Raw genomic sequence first — 19,740 nt, 5'->3', positions numbered from 1 at the left:
CATCCCCGCAACAACTGAGTCCACTCAACGGAATACAAAACACAACACATTTATAATCAGCAGGATGCAAATTTAATAGATTAAATTATTTTAACTAATCTGGAGGTCTTACTCTTGAGAGAATTTGGATAGCGCTAGGCCTGTAAGACATAAGAAACACACATTCTCCGTGCTTAGTGTCAATTTACTCGACATTCTAATGTTATAGCTTGAGCACACGCAACCATCATCGTAGAATGCCTTCCTTTCGCGATAAAACAACCTAGTGAGAGTGTAAAATGCATAAGAAACGAGTACTAATAGCCGGTAACCACACTTGTGGTAACAGAGGCGATGCTGCTATTTTACGAGGGTTGATTAATTGCATGTCGAGAATAGCGCCAGAAGTAGATTTTGTTATAAATAGCCGCTTTCCTGAAAGTTCAAGTTATCTTTTAAGCCAAAATGTTATTGGCGACCCATTGGCGAAATTCCGTACAAGAACAACCAAAAGTTGGAAAAATAAAATAACGAAGCGCTGTACAGATAAACTTGTTTCCAGGATTCTGCTATTAAAGTTAAAACATAAACGACTCGCTAAAGCATTACCTATTCCTAATGTTTATGAAAAATATATTCAGGACTTAAATCAATACGATGCAGTTATCCAAGTTGGAGGCTCATTTTATGTTGACGCTTATGGTGTATCTCAATTTGATAACGCTCTCTGTAGTTTGATCGCTTCAAAACCTCTTTTGTTAATCGGACATAGTGTGGGTCCATTTGGTAATGGACATTTTGCAGACATATCAGAATATGTATTTTCGAAAGCTTCATTCTTCGGCTTACGAGAAGCTGTCAGCATGGATTTAGTAAGACAACAATTTATAAAAAGTATTCCTACTGTAGTTATGGGTACCGACACTGCATGGTTAGTTGATCCAAATGTAGAGATAACTCCCCTACCATTTGATGTAGAACGGAAAATTATTGCCATTACAGTAAGGGAACTAGCTCCATTTGATCGTACACTTGGTATAGAACAATCCGCCTATGAACGAAAAATGGCTAATATCTGTCAACAACTTATCGTGAATGGATATACCATCTTTGCTTTATCGACATGCACAGGTATTGATCGCTACCCTAAAGATGACAGAATGGTTGCACTAAGGGTTAAATCACACTGTGATTCGGACTCCCAAAAGCATTTTCATGTCGCAATGGATGAGTACAATGATGTCCAACTTGGCAGCCTCTTATCACAATGCATTCTGACCATAGGAACTAGATTGCATAGCGCAATCATTTCAATGAATTTTGGTACGCCTGCGTTTGCGTTAAACTATGAGCATAAGTCTAAAGGTATAATGGAAGGTCTCGGTCTAGACAGATTTGCTATTCCTTTAGTCTCATTTATGAATGGCGATTTTGAAATCGAGTTATTCAAAGAGTTAAAAAATCTAGATGAATTGAGGGCGCACACTGCAGATAAAGTGGCGTTAGAACGCCAAAAGGCATCTGATTTTGTAGAAAGAGCTTTGCAGGCAATCTTATGAAAGTGATATATTTTTTGAATGAATTTCCATGCTATTCAGAAACATTTATCATCAACCAAATAAATGGATTGATAGAGCGTGGTTTTAATGTGCAAATTATCGCATTAAAAATCGGTGAGATAAAAGATATTGAAATAATTAAAAGATACAATTTATTATCCCGAACAACTTGCCTAAGAAAAATCCAAAAAAAACATTTCCTTAGACATTTAAATAACTTAGCCAACACTCTGTTGGCACTAAAAAACGCAGCTTTCAGAAGATTAGTTATACAGCATTTAAAAAAGAAAGATTTTAGCTTTATTAATTATGCGTTTGTCATAAATGAAAATCGACAATATGAAGCAGATGTCATCATTGCCCACTTCGGTCCAAATGCAGTTTTCGCAGATAATTTAGTAGAAATTGGGTGTTTATCAGGTAAACTATATTCTATTTTTCATGGATATGATATTAGCCAAAACAATGTACTAAATAAATATATATCTGAATACCAAAAGTTATTTAATAAAGACATTATTGCATTACCAATCAGTAACTTATGGCAGGAAAAACTTTTAACAATTGGTTGTCCTTCCGAAAAAATTGTAGTTAACCGTATGGGCATTGACACCGATTGCTTTACTTTTAATCCGAATGTGGATTTAAACGAACCTTTACAGTTACTTACAGTAGCCCGCCACTCAGAAAAAAAAGGATTGGAGTTTTCAATTCAAGCAATGAAGATCCTTCAGAATGTAGGAATTAATTTTCAGTATAATATAATTGGAACTGGTCCATTATTTGAACAGCATCAGCAACTAATAAATAAGCTTGGATTAGATAAGTCAATAAAATTACTTGGTTACCAAGAGCCTGACACCATCAATAAATATTTAGAAAATACTGACATTTTCATTCTCCCTAGTGTTACTGCGCAATCGGGTGATATGGAAGGAATCCCCGTTGCTTTGATGGAGGCAATGGCTAAGGGTGTAATTTGTTTATCAACATTGCATAGCGGTATTCCAGAACTAATTGATAACGAACAGAGTGGTTTCTTAGTTCCGGAACGAGATTTCACCTCAATAGCAAAAGTATTAACCGAAATAGTCAGTGGAAAATATAATTTAGAAAAAATAAAAGAAAATGCATTAAAAACCATTTTAGAAAATTACAATCAAAAACATATTTACGACCAACTGGCAGACTTGCTAAGGAAAAAATAGAAGTGAGCCAATTAAAAAAACAAGCGAGTTGGACACTTATATCTAGCATTATAGCGGCTGTGTTGCAAATACTGCAGATGATGACTCTTGCAAGATTAGTTTCAGTAGAAGATATAGGATTACTTGCGATAGCAAATATTGCAATTACTCTTGTACTTGTATTTCAAGATATGGGACTCAGTAATTATCTTATTCATCGCCAACAAACCACTGCAAGCGAAAATACCGCACTTCTATGTGTCAGCGCGTTTATAGGCATATCTTTAACGACTGCATTGTTATTGATTGCACCATATATAAGTCAGTTTTATACACAACCAAAATTAACTCAACTGCTTTATATATCGGCAATAAACTTTACCCTTATTGGTATCTGCTCACTATATCAAGCTGATATGATTAGAAATTTCAAACAGGTTTCACTTGCAAAAATTGAGATTATAGCACGTATATCAAGCTTTGTTTTTGTTATCTTATATTTATTCCTCTATGAAAAGAGTATAATTGCTGTCATATATGGTTCAATTATTAATACTATTATAAAGCTAATTATCGTAACCAACATTAAAGACAATAATTTCAAATTCTCAACGACGCCTTCTTGGTCGATAATTGCTCCTGCATGTAAATTTGGCATATACCAAGTAGGTTCTCAGGTGATTAATCAACTGAGAACTCAAGCTGACCAAATTATTTTAGGAAAACTACTCGGCCTAGAAATATTAGGATTCTATTCTATAGCAAAAGAACTAATAATGAAGCCTATATACTTTATAGCTCCATTGGTATCTCGATTAATATTGCCTCGTTTTGCAAGTAGTCAACAGGATGATAGCGAAACAAGCTTGCTACATATAAGAACAACCAAAATTCTAAGCTGGTCTAACTGTTTAATATATGGGATTATCAGTTTACTCGCCTATCCAATCATAATCATTTTATATGGTGCTCGTTATATACAAAGTGCCCCCTTACTCGCTGTGTTAGGTTTATTTGGGATGATAAGACCATTAGGGGGTGTCTTTGCAGCTCTCGCACAATCGAGAGGTAGAAGTGATATAGAGCTAGGTTGGAACCTGATAGCAGGTTTCGTTATGACATTGGCTATACTATTTTCAGCAATGAGTAATAACGTACTAACAGTAGCAATAACTTTATCATTAATTCAAGTTATATTAACAATATTATCGAGTTTCTATTTTAGCAATACCCTTAATCTTGAGATTCGAAGAATATTTATAAAAACAATAGCAAATCCTTTACTTGTATCAATAAGCATAACTGTATTGGCAACACTCTTATCTATAAATTTGACAACTCCAGCAAACTGAAAAGTTTTCTTAAAATAGCCGTGCAGCCCTGCCAAAGAGGTGAGGGCAGGCTTTATTTCCTAAATCGGTTGAACTAAAGCGGCTGCCGCTGAACTGAGCGGCATAACCTATCAACTACCCCCTCAACCTTGCCAGACATCACAAAAGAACAGTCAACTGGAAGTAATACAATCAAGCTTTAATCAATCGTGGCTCACTGACCTGCTTGATTGATGAAGGCGAGATTGCCCAGTGGAAGGCCAATGCAGAGCAAGCCGAGAAAGAAGCCATCGCATATTTAGCGAGTAAGCCATTACCAACCACTACTCGGTGGCAGATTAAGCCTGTGAAATGATAACGGTCAGGTAGGAGAAACCTACTCGATGATAATGCCATCGAACAAGCTAGCAGGGCTAGGTATGCCTAAACTCACTATATAGTTTGATCTTTAAATAATTATGAGAGGCTTTATTCACAGAGCCAATTTAGGAAACAAAGCAGTGAGGGCATGCAAAAAATCACTATAAACTCAATTTTTTATAGATAGCTAAAACATAAACCGCTGTGCCTATGCATACCTTCACATCACTAGTATGACACACGGCTATCAAAGCGGACTCTAAATAATAAACTGTAAAGGGATAACCAACTTAAAACTATAAGAGACTTTTAAACAGGGTGTGAACACTAACTATTTTAACGTCTAAAAAAATTAAGGATTGGCTTTTCAACAAAATAATAGAACAACACCCCAATAAAAAGCGAACAAACGATCATTAATAACGCCATTATTTCTGCATTGATATTACTCAACAATGCAGAAGGAGCTTTATATAAAACACGAAAAAACACCTCATAAATCACCAATATATGAACAAGGTATATTGAATAAGAGGCATCACCTAAAATCACTAAATACGGTGGAAACTTTATAGTCTGCTTGAGTGTTAACATCCCAATAAAAATAAGAGCCGCACCCACACCTGTTGTTATAAACCTAAGATTTTCAGATACATTATACATTGATGAAACTACAATAATAAGCAACCCTAGAATTAAAACGGGCAAGCTATTTTTAAGCAACAAATAACCGCTCATATAAGCATAACAAATTAGCACACCAAATAAAAACTCAAATATGATAGTATTAGACAAAAAAGCATGGGCTACAGTTTTTTGGGGCAACGCAGTTCCGACAACGAAAAAAAATAATAGAATCATGCCCACATAGGGAAGAGTATTTTTTACAGATATTTTCAATGAAATAGCGAATACAATGTAAAAAAACACCTCATAATTCAATGTCCATCCTACACCTAGGATAGGCTGTAAGATTCCTGACTCATTAAAAGATGGAATAAAAAACAAACTTGCAAGCCTATGTAACTGCAAATCAAATGAAAATCGTCCAAGATGAATGAACTGTATTAATAAAATTAAACACAAAAGCATAGTAACAATAGCATAAAGTGGCCAAACACGAATAAACCGATGCTTTAGGAAAGTCACGAAAGAAAAAGATTCCTTAGTATACTTATTTGAAATATATAGCATTAAAAAACCACTAAGGATAAAAAATATATCTACCCCAGCAGCTCCAACATCCATAATAGTATGATTATTAATAAACCAGGCAGGTGAAAAAACTAACTCACCATTATTAATTGTAACTGCTCGTATAGAATGATGAATAACGACAGCAAGAGCAGCGAAGCCCCTTAACACTTGTAATGACTGTATATTATCTTTTCCCATTATAATATTACCCCCTACTTGAACACTTTAATAATCATAGTTAATTATTGTCAGATTACGAAGTTCTATTGATTAAGATCTAGCTAGTAAAATACTCGTTAGTGTACTCGGAAAAACTAGCAAATATAACGTTACCAGTATATTAAAACCTTCTTTAGAAAAATACTTTAAACATCTAAAACAGAATATATACGCATCTTTAGAAAATTAGAATCTATGCAAATAATTCTACGTTGACATTTTGAAAGTGCTTAGTTAAAGAAATTTTGAACCTGACAGGAATAGGCATGGTAAATACAGAGCTTAAAACAACTGATTTGCTTTTACATCTCATATTCAGTTATTCTTAATTAATTAAGTAAGTTTAAGCCTAATATTAAGCATATATTTTTACTGCTTTACCCCTGCTCAGACTCTATTATGCCTGAAAAGCTGAGGTTATATATAATCACTCATTCCCTTCGGGAATGTCAAAAATCCCAACTTTGATTGTATTGAAAATCTGGCAATCAAGTTACATATAACAATCAACTCAAACAATGAACGTTAAATGAATAAAATCAACAAGAACAACTAAGATTACTGGTGTAAAATAAATTAAATTTTCTAATATTATAGATTACTTATTCAAGTAAAGTTGCAGTCTAATAACATGTGATATTCATGAAAAGTTAATAGACTGCATATAAAACAATTAAATATTAGTGATTGCTGCAAGAGCAACAGCTGTATTATAGATAATACTTGTTACTTGACTCCAAAGGGTCAGGTTATTTTTATACTCGGTATCTAATGGCACAATAACAGTATCGCCAGGATTTAACTGCTCACCTGAACTAAACCAGCTTGAGCGAGACGGAATTAATACGGCACCGTTTGCTTGAATGATATAAATCCTGCCTTCATCAGCACGTTCTCTTGTTCCGCCAGACATAGCCAGATACTGGTCTATGGTTAACCCTTCTTTGAATCGATGTGTCGCGGGATGTTGAACCTCACCCATAACTGCGATGGTCTGCTTAGTTGATGGTACATATAGAACATCAGCATCTTCTAACTGTAAGTCAGCCTGTTTTATCCCTAATGAGATAGCTGATAAGTCAACAACTAATCGACCTACTGCTTTGATGTTTTCAAGATCGGCTAACATTAACTGCGCGTCCGCATAGTTAACAACCGCACCATCTTTAGAAATACCTCGTGTTGCGATATCGCGACGTAATTGATCAGCAAGCTTTTTAATTTCAATCTGCTCTTGTTGACGTACTGACTCCCGAACAAATACGGAGGAAGACAAAGCTGCATATTCAGTAAAACCTCCAACACGCGTAATTAAATCACTTAGAGTCTCACCGCGACGTATATTATATCGTCCAGGAAATTTCACCTCCCCCCTGACTTCCACTACTTTTGTTTCCTGCCAGTCAGGAGTAGTCATTACAGTCAATATATCACGACCAGATAACACTTGATTTGCATCTGGATTGTTTTGTAACGCTAATGCGAGATCGACGTTTTTATGCTCTGTCTTGGATCCCTCACCATCAACTACAGTAGATGTCAATTCAGCTCTCGATATGTAGGCACCTTCTTTTAAGCCGCCAGCAGCAAAAATTAAATCCCTCACTCTGGCACCAACGGTGAGTGGATAAAGCCCAGGTAACCGGACTTGACCATCAATCCCAACAACTTGAATTCCAGCTCCGGCTCTACCCTGACTATTGAGCTTAACCATAACTGGATAGAGCAGCTCTTGACGAGCCATCTGGCTACTTAGTTTAAGTAATTCTGTATCATCAAATAAGTTAGCCAACATCTTGTTGACCACCCCTTTGACCACGGTAACATCTTCAGACTCTGTATTATCAGTAACAACGACACCGGCCAACTCTGTACGTTGGGATAATTTACTATTATCAAGTTGAACAAAACCAGCCTTAAATAAATCGGAAACAATTGGTGAGTTTACGTTCAAAGATTTAATCTTCTCAACACGTTGCTTGACCAATTGATTTAATTCGAAGCGATTTTGTATATCATCAGAAAAGTTAAAAATAATAATCTTATCACGAGACTTTAACGTGATATTTTCTACATCATCTTGATTATTGATCGCTTTACCGGGAGAAAACTGATGTACTTCAATATCACCGTATTGATTAATTTCACGGACAATTAGGCCATAGTCCAAATCGGCGCTAATAGCTAAGTCTCCCCAAATTGAATGAAAAATGTCACTAATCCTTTGGCCAGCAAACCATTGATATTTGCCAGGACGTACGACAGCACCAACCACGGTAATAGCACTTTCAAATTGCTCGGAAGCACTTTTTACTCGAATAAAATCACCAGCTTTAGCCTGAGTCATTTTGCCCTGATCACTAGTCAGGTCAACATTAATGATAGTTTTTAGTGATTTACCATTATAACGTTCTACTGAACTGCTCTTAGGATAAGCTCCGGGATTCAACCCTGCTGCCATAGTAATGACATCTGCCATGGTTTCATTATTCTTGAGTTCATATATTGCTGGACGCCTAACTTCACCCGAGACACTTACAAGTCCACCAATTGCAGGAATAAAAACAACATCCCCAGATTGTAGACGAAGGTCCCCAGATGCATCCCCTTTTAAAAGGAGATCGTATAAGTCTAAAGTTCCAACAAGCTTGCCATTACGTTTTAATTGGACATTGCGAAGCGAACCAATTTCGTTGACACCGCCAGCAACAAAAAGAGCTTGGGTTACCGTGGATAAACTCGAAACAGTATATGAGCCTGGTTTATAAGCATCACCAGCAACAAAAATACGAATAGAGCGCAACTCTCCCATGGTGATGTTTGATTCGATTCCTATCATTTGCTGCTTAATACGCTGCGAAAGCGCTTCTCTAAGTCCTGAAAAAGTTAAGCCACTAACTGGGATCGGTCCTAATTCAGGAAATTGAATAACGCCCTCACGGTTAATCACTAAGTCATACTCTTTATTTTCTTTTCCATAAAGCTGCACTTTAATGTTATCACCAGGGCCAACAAGATACTCTCCAGGAACGGGAACATCAGAGACAGGAGCAAAAGTACTGGGTTCTCCGGCAAACATTTCGTAACCAAAACGTCGCAATGTGAGGTTTGAAGAATCGATAGAGAAATCTAACTCTGATCTTTCACTCTTTTCATCTGTGGAATTCAGAAGTTCTGGCCGTACTTCACGAGGTGAAACAAGTTGAGGATTAACTATCTGTGATTGGGTTTGGCTACCTGAGAGTAAATTAAGGTCAATGCCGTATTGCTTAGCTAAACGTTGTTGTTCAGATTTAGGCAACTGTTTAAATTGCTCAATCATTTGCGGAGAAGGCGTTAAAGCTTGCGCTTGCACCTGCATACACATCAATATCGCAGCACTTAAGCCTACTATGATGAATTTTTTAATTTGTAGTAACACCAGATATCTCCGATTGTATTGAGAAGAAAAACAGAGCATCACGCAGAAATACTATATAAGACCACTAGATATGGGATGAAGCATCTGCATAGTAAAAATCAACGTACAAGATTGTAAAATCGATTGAGCAAAAAGCGCGAGTCAATATCACCAAAACACTCCAACATTGTTACCCATAAGTTATCACGTCTAACCAACTCACGAAATGTCAGAAGCGCTTGCAACATAGAAACATTAAGTTGTTCAATACTCAACCAACCAATAAGTAGTTAAGGACAATATATCATCATTTAAGCCTTTGCTTTTAAAAATTATTCCGGCCCATTAAAGCACAACCATAAAAACGACTGTCAAGAAAACAAAAATTTGAAACTTAATCAAGCTAAGGTTGTACTGATAAAAGCTACAGATTGCTATTTAACAAGTCGAATGTGAAGCATTTTATACTAATCTTCCAAATTTTAGGTGCGTCCACATGAATAGGAATTTAAGCTGCACTTGATTTAGACCAAAAGAATATATTTGTAACTTATACCCGCTCAACAGAGCTTACAGGCACAGATAACATATTGCTCTGCCCCATAATACTGAATAAAACCTTACAGCGCTTATTAGGGCATTGTTCCTGAAAAATACCTTCTAAATCAATAAATGGCCCATCTTTAAAACGTATTTTTTCACCATTTTTTAACTTAACTTCATCATCTAAAATGGATGGCGAACTGTTTATCTCTTTCATTCGTATCGCGTGAATAATACGTTCGTCTATAGGGTGCATTTTCTCGTTACAATTGACAATTCGACTAACGCCACGGGTTGAGTTAATCCTCTGAACACTTGTCTGGCATGGGTCGAAATTGATAAATAAGTAATTAGGGAATAAAGGCGCACGAGAAATACGCGTATGACCACACTGCGATTTTTTGGCACAGATCATAGGTAGATATGTCTCTAGATTTTGAAGCGCTAAATTCTGTTGGGCCCTCGCTTCATTACGAGGTTTACAGTATAAAAGGTACCAAGCCTTCATCGATAAATCTCACCAGCAGTAATTTATATTCACAACCAGTAATACTAGCAAAGTTGACAAGCACGATGGAAGCGTTTTCTCCCCTATCCCAAAGCAACTCAGCATCCCTAAAATAAGAAAAGCTCAAAAAAATCAACGCGCTAAAATGTAATATATTGATGTTCTAAATGTAAAACACATCCTACCTATTTAATTCGAATAACCAATAAAAGAAAGCAGCACACTAACATAACTACTGCAAACAGCATCATCCCCTTCTTAGCCAGGTCAAAATTTGCCAAATATTAGAAAGAGCCCAATTATAAACAGCAAAAATAGATAGAAATGCGACGAACATTATCCATTCAGGTACTTGCGTCATCTCACCGCCAATTCCAATTACAGCAAGGACTAGCGATGCAAGTGAAATTCTAATTAAGGTTTGTTTACGATTGTAGCCTGCACGTTCAAAAATATGGTGTAAATGATCACGGTCAGGTTTAAAGGGAGACATACCCTTTTTGACCCTTCTATACATGATTGCCACCATATCCATCAATGGAATAGCAATTAAATACAAGGCAGTCACTGGGGAAAGCACTTGCTTAGCTGGTATGCTGGGGTCGGGATTAGTGCCAATCACTAGTAGCCAAACGACTGTTAGACCGATCAGCATACTACCTGCGTCACCCATGAATATCTTATCTAAAGAAGGAAATGGCCATCTAAGGTTAAATAACAAACAACCTAAAATAGCGCCAATAAACAACAGTGGAAGTAAAAACCAACTACTACCTGCAAAGTAAAATAGCAAAGTTAAAGAAGAAAATGTGACCAAACTGAGCATTCCAGCCAGACCATCAATTCCGTCTACCATGTTAAATGCATTAATTGCACCAATCACAGCGATTGTCGTAACAAAAATGCCTACATAGCCCAACTTAAGTTCGAAAAAATATAGAATGTGACCCAATGTCGTTAAATAAAATCCAGCGCCAAATATCAAAATAGAGGCCGTGATAACTTGCGCAGCGATACGAACTCGGACAGATAAGTCATATTTGTCATCTAAGACACCTAAAAACAAGATAAGTGCAGAAGAAATTAGATACAAATTAAAGGTTTGACTCTCAGGTACTACGATGCTTGAGACTAGCAGAACACTACAATAAATAGAAACACCACCAATCAAAGGGATTGCACCCTCATGCAACTTACGCTCATTAGGCAGGTCAACTAAACCAACACGTTGCGCGATCGGATTTAACACTTTTATTGCAATACAAGTTAAAAAAAAGACACTCAAAAGCGGTATGAGGTATTCCATCACTCTCTTCCTCAAGCAGAACATATGATTATAAAAAAATGAAGCCAGTAACACCTTACAAAACAGCGCAGGATTATAGCAGTAAAAGCAAGAATGGATAAGCCTAAGTATGTAGAAAAAATAAAACCAAACTATTAACCGTTCACCAGCCCCTAGTTGTCACGTGAACAGTAATGCTAATCACTTGATGTAACATACTTTCCTGTGAGCTCAAATCTAGCTGGCGGACTGATAGCATGGAAAAAATTGTTTTTATCGCTAAATCTATTTGTATGAGCAATCAGGCTAAGCTAAAGCACTCATGCGTGAACTCTAGGCAAAGCCTCGCCAACACAAAGACCGCCTTAGCACAGAATTCTCAACATTTGTCGCGCTCGCCCTCCAGCTACAGTACACAAGCGTGATCTCAACGCCTTCGTAGCCGACTATGCCTAGTCAGGAAGAACATCGTAGAACTTACCCCTTCAGCAAATAGGGCTTGACAAAGTAAGGCTAGCTCAAATATATCCACATTAACGCGTACTATTATTGACATTTGCAAATAATAAATGCTATTTAAATAAGTCTTTAAAGTTTTATCATTTATATTAGACACATTAATTTCACCGTTATTTAACACCTATAAGCTTACGTAAAAAACGATAAACCTGAATATGAATTATTGGAATTGATAAATCAAAAAAGCTTATTTCTTTACCCAACTGCATTTTTGTTGCGTAATTAAATGCTCTAATTGCAGATCTGGACATTAAATGTTTATGTTTTTCTAGAAACTGCTTATGGCCAATTTCCTTATTGGGGGAAGTAGTAATTCTGAGATGAGAATCACCTACATACACATTGTACGACTGATAAGCAAGCCTTTTACATGGACCAAATTTACTTACTAATCTGACCCATAAGTCGTAATCCTGACAGGCTAAAAAATCTACATCAAATCCTCCAACTTCAATCAAACGTTTTTTTGTTGTTAGAACTTGATTACCAATATGATTTAAATGTAGCAAAGCATTGAGAGTAATTATTTTTTCTCGGCGATGGAATGCTTTTTTAAAACCATTATGATCAAAAGCTACAATTGCAGATGTTACACATGAATATTTGTTTTCATCAAAATGAGAAACCAGCTGACTAACGCGCTCTGGTTCAAAATAATCATCATCATCTAAGCCAGTAATATAGTAGCCATCAGCATTTTCGATTGCTACATTTCTATTATAGCAGGCCCCTTTCGACTGCTCTGTTCTAAAGTATTTAACATTTTTATGATTGTTAACATACTCCGAAATCATTTCTTTTGTTCCATCAGAAGAAGCATCATCAACAATAATTAACTCAATATTTTTATAGTCTTGTGACTGAACAGAATTTATTGCTCGCATTAATAATTCTTTTCGGTTATGAGTTGTTATATATACCGAAACTAACTTACACATATATACCTCTATTCACGATAAACAAACTTCCGTAAATGAAATCCATTTTATAAATAAAACTCTCATTTAAACTTTACATTTAACAGTAAAAGCATCTTTGCTCAAGGCAGTCGCCTACCTAAAAGCATGAATAAATACAAAGTATAATCTATTTTGAACGACTGCCCATAAATACACTCCTAAACTTGATTAAAATTAGGCCTTACTTTTATAACTACATTAATAATGTGAAATAATTAGTTGAACTAATGCTAGATTTCATACTTTATAAAAACTTTATATTTTCTCTAAGACTATCAATGCTTAACCAAGATCATTTTTCGAGCGCAAGTTTAAGATTTATAGAATGCCATACCAGGTTACCTTTTACGAAAAAAACTATAAAGACGCTAGTCTTTAGTGCCCACACCGGTAGAGTAGCGCCTTGTTAAACTACTTCAAGTTAGTGAAACGATGTTTAGATTTGCCAACCTAATAACGCTTCTTTTGTTGCATGACAGAGTCTTATCTCATATTAGATAGATTGATCATTTATGCAACAAAGTTGCTAATAAGCTAACGCGCTAAGCGCCTGATAATTATATGATTTAAACAAAGTATTCAACAGCAGTTAGGGCAAGAAAACGAACATAATTTGATTTATTAGAGTGACATTAGCTCAAGAAGCTAGACTAGTCATATTGACTGAGTACTTATGCTAATTATTGTAGAGCCCTATGAACTTCGGAGCATTCCAATAGTCCTTAAGTATCTTAAAAGAACGTCGTCAGTCAGACAAAGTCTAAACACCTATTTATTAATATATTATTCCTAAAAATGTGTCCCAATACCAGCATAACAGGATTAGGAAGATATCAAAGATTTTAGTGAATCCGGTTTAACTATCTTACCGAAAGATATTTATAATGGGTTGCATGCTCATGACACTACTGCCAAGTCGTATCGAGAATTGATAGCTAGTAATTTCAGTATTGCTGTAACGATAGAATGTAGCCTTACACCGAGTTATTAGAAGAGTATCTTGCTACAATTAATGGTAAGCATCCATTTATTTTATCTCGAGAAAAAGCTGTAAGCTATCAACATTACAAGTAGTTTTACAACATAAACAATGTCGAGCATTGGCAAGTAAAAACCGAAAGTAAGTCTTAAAATAATCCGAGGACATATGGCAGTATTCTGCTATGAAAACTAAGCCAATTATGGAGCATAATCAAAACCGAATCACCATAAAAAATTTATTATCACAATACTTGGGCATTACTGAAGCGATTATCTTAAATAAAACAATTTAAACCAGAATACGAAAAAAATTATAAGTTATCCTAAGCGTTTAATAACAGCTCAAGTTAACAAACTTTAAACCCATCAAAATTAATTTAAAATCAAAACTAACAATAGATAAATACCGGACAGTTGCTTTGTATTCTAATATTCGCAACATCTCTCTGTTAATTCCGGTATTAGCAACGAAATAACAGATAGAGATAAAAGATACGAAAAAAAATCAAGTAAAATTACTTGATGTTAAATCAACCTTTACCCATTCAATAATACTATATAAAAGATAAAAGGTGATAGATAAAATTAAACACCCAATAATACCTAAGCTGTATGAAGTTACACACTAAAGCCCCAAAAATAAACCAAACTAAATGAAATAGAAAGGTATCAAAAACAATCAAAGAGTTTTAACGGTAAAAATAAACTTTTAAAAAAACCACTTCTGAATTTTTTGAAACTCTTGATAATAAACAAGAAAAAAAATAATCGTCCCAAAAAACAACCATAAACTCTTATAAAAACTTTAAACCTTTGTATGGATGACTCATAATCGAAAGCCAAACCTGTGTGCTTATTATCAAAATGAACAGAAAAATTTATTGGCAAATATTTAGCTTTGAGACCTCTACGCAGCACATCGGAAAGAAATATATTTTCTTCACCAAGAGGATATTTAGCACCTAACCCGAAAGATGAATCAAATTTTGGAATATCAGGACCTACACGGATAGCCATCTCGATAGATGACACTTTCATTATAGAAAAAAAATCATGATTAAACTCACATTCGTTATATTTTTTAAAAGGAGTTCCATCAGCAAGTAAAGATTTAAATGTAAGAACGGAAAAGTCAATATTATTTTCGAAATAATTTTCAATTTTATTCAGTGTTTCAATATTAAAACCAACATCATTATCAGTAAGAATAACAAGATCGCCATGCTGACACAAACTCAATGCGAAGTTCCTACTATTAGAAAGGCCAACGGAAGAAATATTAAATACGTTGAAAACACCTTCCAAGGGGGTACCTTGATTAATATAATAAACGGAAATCCCATCAACATCTTGAGGAGGAAGATGAGTATTCAAAACTCCATCCATTGTTGAAACAAAAATCTTTATCACTATTGAACCCTTAAAAAATGACGATAGAGAAACAGTTTAATTGATCCTGGTAAAAATCTGAAAATAAAGTATTTTAAAATATTAATTAAGTATCTTTTAAATGAAATTAAGTTGCCATGAAGTAGAGTTCTTTGAGTAAAGCAATCATTCATGAAATGTAACCAACCGCAACGTCTAGATAGCACTTTAGGATCAAACTCTACATCCACCAATATCTCTGGTACATTATGAAATTTATAGCCATGAAGAGCAAAACGTCCCCAAAGACAATAATCCTCAGAACTACGAATGAAAGGGAAACCACCGCAATTCAAATAATGCTCACGATTAAACATTGCTGTGACATTATTTATAGGCGATTTAATTTTCATCACAGATTTAATCTCAGAATCATAAATAGGGACGGTACGCAATCTAAACGATGAATCGTAAACATTAAATTCTTGTATATATCCACCATGCACACTAACATCAAGATTACTTAACAAAAAATCAAGCTGTTTTTTTAGTCGATAAGGTCTTGCTATATCATCAGAGTCCATGATAGCAATGTATTTACAGTTTGTTCTTTTTATAGCAAAATCTCTAGCATAACCAGGCCCCATATTTTTATGGTAATGCAGAATTTCAAACGAAAGATTTGAATATGTATTCTTAATTATCGTTTGTAAATCATAATAGTATTCTGGTTTTATCCCATCACAAACTAACAGTAACTCGTATCTCTCGTCAAATTGTTCAGCAATAGATCTAATCGCACGCATCAGAGTTTTATAATCTGTACCAATATAAAAAGGCATGACAACACACAAAGTTTTCTCTTTAATTTCTATCATACTTTTTACTTAAAACCTTTAATTTAGCACTGCTCATCACAAAGCCATATAAAAATAAAAAAACTGCATTCAAAGTCACCAAGTAAGCGACTGCTTCACCTTTGTAGTGTAAAGTCAACATAAACAACATAATAACTGTCGTAGTTACAAATTTAAATCTTGGTGGACTAAAGCCCTTAACCACGTTAGGCAAAGTGGCGAATGATTTTGAAAATAATGAAAAAATCCTATATAAAAGCCCAAGTTGATACAAAAAAAACAAAAAGGAAATGGGGGCTCCAAATAATAAAATATTGCGCATATATCCTGAATCCGTTGCCATATAATATCGGCCTGTTTCAGAACTATATCTCCCATCACCAAAAAGGATAGTAGAGACATCAGGTAAAAAATACATTAACTTTAACTTTTCTGTTGACGATGTCGTAAAACTACCAGTTTCTATAAAATTATATAAAAACTCAAATGCAAATCGGAAGAGACTATCTAATTTAGATACATTACAACTTTCACACATACTAAAAAACACATATGAAAATAATATCATTATTAAAAACAACAAGGCAATATTAATAAATATTTTAACTTTATACTTAAATTCAACTAACAGAAAAAGAAATAAAAATGAAAAAGCAAAACCTACAAAAACAGTTCTACCTGTTGTTATAGATGGTATAAAAAAGATAGAAAAAAGTAATAAAGTTATAAGTTGACCCAACGAGTTCTTAGCCCTCAAGATAGATATCACCCAGAAAAAACATACTAGTGCGTATGCTGCAGACAAATTAAAAAACTGACCACCAGATAATGCTAACCCCCTAACACCACCACCATAATAAGAACTTGAAATCTCTACTTGACTTGGAATTTGGAACCCTTGCACAACTTTTGCTAGAGAAGGATTTAAAAACGCCAAAAATATAATTAGAGATTGAAGTAAAAACGCATAATTAATAATATAAATTGATTCAAAAACTCCATCTCCTTTAATATCATCAATACAATAATGTTGATTATTCATCATATAGGAAAATGAAGCAACACCAATCCAAATTGAAGTAAACACATAAAACAAGTTAGAAGCTAAAATAGATAAAAATGAAAAATCATATTGCGCCTGTAAAACAGTTGAACATGAAGCATAAAAAAAAGGGATAATAAAAGAAAGCAAAATTAAAACTGTTAACTTATCTCTAAAAATAGAAATAAAAATATTAATTGAACGATTATTTATTAGAAAGATTGACAATAACAGCGCCAGTACAGATGAGTTAAAGAAAAATGGCAACCTAAATGAGAATACCAAAAGAAAAAAAAGTAAAACTGGAATAATAATTTTAAATTTCACATTTAACAAAATATCATCTCACATTCATTTACCATAACCATTTAACTTGTTAACGTTCATTTTAATAGTTGAAACCGAACATATACATCTAACTTAACAAAATCCGTTGCCTATATATTTAACAAGTTTACCAGCAGAACTATAAATTTTAACTTTAATATCTCTATATTTCAGACTCAGCCAATACATCACTTTGGTAAAATTTATTTATTAAGAGAGCAATTTCACTTGAAGCACTTGAATTGACAGCTAATGAATGTTGTCGATATTTTGCTTAGCATTCATGTAAAACTAATATATTTCCCTTTAGACAATAATAAACCCCTATTTAAAGTATTAGATATGATAAAGCAGCACACTTTTATGTTTCTACTATCGTAACTTAAATAGCATAAGCTCATTTTGCAGGAGTTAAGCCTTGTAATTTTGTATTTTGGTATCAGCCTACCAAAGCAAGCTGAGACATTTATAATCTATTTTCAGGCAGCAGTATCTTTGCAATCCCTTGCAAAGTCTAGGTTTTACTGTTTTTCTTAACTGCCCCAAAAGACAACTAAAACGTGCTCGAGTCTAGCGCGTTGCTTCTCAATAGCTAGTATCTAGATTCTGCTCTATTTCTCATAAAATGCCTTATCAGCACAAACATTACACCTAACATACCACCGAGCATGCTGCCTAAAACGCAAATTAAAGCGCGTTTGGGCTTGTCTTTTTCTTCAGGAGCTAATGCGGGGTCGATGGTTTTAAATATGTATTCATCGCGCACTTCGGCAAACATTATGGTTTTGGCCTGTTCTTCAATCAATTTGTAAAGTACGGTTTTGATATCGGCGACGTTGGTTAAGGCTATTTGTTGATTTAAAAACTCAGTACTGCGTTTCGCTTCAGCTACATCTCGATTTTTCATGACTTTATTAATATCTTGGATTAACCAAGTTACCCACTGCTGGGAAACGGTTGGGGACAAATGCTCTACCGATATTGTCACCATACCAGTCTCTTTGGCTTTATCGATGGCAATAATTTTGCTAAAGACTTTATAAGCCTCTTGCATTGAAGGTTCTGGTTTAAATGGCGCTTTCACTTCACGCACCCAAGTATTAGTTTGCTCATTGTATAAGTCGGAGTTATAGATAATTTTGTGCGCTTCTCTATCCCATTTCTTCGCAGCCATTAAATCGGCGAGAATATTATGCTTTTGGATAAACTCACTGGTAAATTGGCGGGATTTTAATACTTCAATAGCAAGCTGAGTTTTATCAGTACTACCTTTAGTGCCGAGGTTAACCCCGGCAAGACTCGCTAAACCACCAAACTGTGATGCCAAGGCACTTAATCCACCGCTTTGATCCTCTGATACAGCCGCAAGGAGGGCTTCGGATTTATAAATATTAGGCTGCAAAATAGCAAAGACGACAGAGGCAATAGCAAAAATAGTGGTTATGGCAATAATGAGCCATTTCCCTTGCAAAATAACCGAGAATAATTCACGAAGATCAATCTCATCATTAGTTAATGTCGGGGCAAACTGTGCATCTTTAATAGTCGAGGTTATTTCGGTCTTCATAATCAATTCTTTATAGATTTCTAGGTTTAAAAGGCTCTGTGACTTTAAGCTAACCAGAGCCTATCCGGTTTTATAATCCTGCGATTGCGGAAATCACCACTCAAGCTACTGATCCGCGTGGCGGGCGAGACGCCCTTATTCAATGCATCCTGCACCTCATCGTTCAGATCAACTAACGCTGTTAATGATTGTTCCAGACAATAATTAACAGCGTTAGCTAAAAGGCTGCACTTTTCTGTCTTTTGCATTTCAGGCACGCTACCGCCCATAGGTTGCGGCCCCCATACTGCCCTTTGCTTTGCAAAAAAACACATTTTATAACGCTGTAAAAAACTATTTTTCAACAACTTAACACTCATGATAATATTCTAAAAGTGAATGTAAGTTGGCATCACAAAATTGCATAAGCAATACATCTCTAAGGGGTTGTTCAAAACCTCGTCAACGCGTCAAGCTGTAATTTAACATGCAAAAGTAGTGAGTCATATCAGTAGCAAGATTGTACTGCAAAACCACTGCACATCATGCACAAAAAATATGCAGATGAATTGT

The 19,740-nt window shown here is 35.0% G+C and carries 13 protein-coding genes; 3 read left to right on the top strand and 10 right to left on the bottom strand.

What is annotated here, in order from left to right:
* The first annotated feature begins 278 nt into the window (after positions 1-278).
* Genes wcaK through CBX96_RS08655 form a run of 3 tightly spaced genes read left to right on the top strand, consistent with a single transcriptional unit; the run spans position 279 to position 4,077 of the window.
* Entirely contained in the window at positions 279-1,538 is a 1,260-nt protein-coding gene (gene wcaK / locus CBX96_RS08665; protein WP_109286402.1) for a colanic acid biosynthesis pyruvyl transferase WcaK, read from the top strand.
* Positions 1,535-2,746 carry a glycosyltransferase gene (locus CBX96_RS08660; protein WP_109286401.1) on the top strand — a complete coding sequence of 404 codons (1,212 nt, stop codon included), beginning with the start codon at positions 1,535-1,537 and terminating at the stop codon, positions 2,744-2,746. The genes wcaK and CBX96_RS08660 overlap by 4 nt, the downstream gene beginning before the upstream one ends.
* 2 nt (positions 2,747-2,748) lie before the next feature.
* Positions 2,749-4,077, top strand: a complete 1,329-nt coding sequence (locus CBX96_RS08655) for an oligosaccharide flippase family protein (protein WP_181382171.1) — start codon at positions 2,749-2,751, stop codon at positions 4,075-4,077.
* A gap of 675 nt (positions 4,078-4,752) precedes the next feature.
* Here the strand turns inward: CBX96_RS08655 and CBX96_RS08645 are convergent.
* The 10 genes from CBX96_RS08645 to CBX96_RS08600 all read right to left on the bottom strand — a co-directional run bounded on the left by CBX96_RS08645 (position 4,753) and on the right by CBX96_RS08600 (position 19,547).
* Positions 4,753-5,811 carry an acyltransferase gene (locus CBX96_RS08645; protein ID WP_109286399.1) on the bottom strand — a complete coding sequence of 353 codons (1,059 nt, stop codon included), beginning with the start codon at positions 5,809-5,811 and terminating at the stop codon, positions 4,753-4,755.
* A gap of 694 nt (positions 5,812-6,505) precedes the next feature.
* The gene (locus CBX96_RS08640) at positions 6,506-9,253 is read right to left on the bottom strand and encodes an SLBB domain-containing protein (protein WP_181382170.1); all 2,748 of its coding nucleotides are present in this window, start codon (positions 9,251-9,253) and stop codon (positions 6,506-6,508) included.
* A gap of 529 nt (positions 9,254-9,782) precedes the next feature.
* Entirely contained in the window at positions 9,783-10,283 is a 501-nt protein-coding gene (gene rfaH, locus CBX96_RS08635; RefSeq protein WP_109286397.1) for a transcription/translation regulatory transformer protein RfaH, read from the bottom strand.
* Positions 10,284-10,530: 247 nt separating this feature from the next.
* On the bottom strand, positions 10,531-11,589 hold the full coding sequence (gene wecA / locus CBX96_RS08630; RefSeq protein WP_109286396.1) for a UDP-N-acetylglucosamine--undecaprenyl-phosphate N-acetylglucosaminephosphotransferase: 1,059 nt from the start codon (positions 11,587-11,589) through the stop codon (positions 10,531-10,533).
* Positions 11,590-12,197: 608 nt separating this feature from the next.
* Complete coding sequence (locus CBX96_RS08625) at positions 12,198-13,025, bottom strand: glycosyltransferase (RefSeq protein ID WP_109286395.1); 828 nt, start codon at positions 13,023-13,025, stop codon at positions 12,198-12,200.
* Positions 13,026-14,696: 1,671 nt separating this feature from the next.
* Positions 14,697-15,437, bottom strand: coding sequence for a hypothetical protein (locus tag CBX96_RS08620; protein WP_109286394.1), 741 nt, complete (start codon positions 15,435-15,437; stop codon positions 14,697-14,699).
* Complete coding sequence (locus CBX96_RS08615; RefSeq protein WP_109286393.1) at positions 15,437-16,273, bottom strand: glycosyltransferase; 837 nt, start codon at positions 16,271-16,273, stop codon at positions 15,437-15,439. The genes CBX96_RS08620 and CBX96_RS08615 overlap by 1 nt, the downstream gene beginning before the upstream one ends.
* A complete protein-coding gene (locus CBX96_RS08610) occupies positions 16,260-17,630 on the bottom strand; it encodes a hypothetical protein (protein WP_146194332.1) in 1,371 nt (456 codons plus the stop codon). The genes CBX96_RS08615 and CBX96_RS08610 overlap by 14 nt, the downstream gene beginning before the upstream one ends.
* Positions 17,631-18,213: 583 nt before the next feature.
* Positions 18,214-19,188 carry a Wzz/FepE/Etk N-terminal domain-containing protein gene (locus tag CBX96_RS08605; RefSeq protein ID WP_109286391.1) on the bottom strand — a complete coding sequence of 325 codons (975 nt, stop codon included), beginning with the start codon at positions 19,186-19,188 and terminating at the stop codon, positions 18,214-18,216.
* A 44-nt stretch (positions 19,189-19,232) separates the two neighbouring features.
* Complete coding sequence (locus CBX96_RS08600; protein ID WP_109286390.1) at positions 19,233-19,547, bottom strand: hypothetical protein; 315 nt, start codon at positions 19,545-19,547, stop codon at positions 19,233-19,235.
* Positions 19,548-19,740: the final 193 nt, after the last annotated feature.

The sequence above is a fragment of the Shewanella sp. BC20 genome (genome assembly GCF_003129585.1).
GTDB lineage: Bacteria > Pseudomonadota > Gammaproteobacteria > Enterobacterales > Shewanellaceae > Shewanella > Shewanella seohaensis.
The sequence above is the reverse complement of the archived record's forward strand: the minus strand, read 5'-3'. Positions and strand labels throughout refer to the sequence as shown.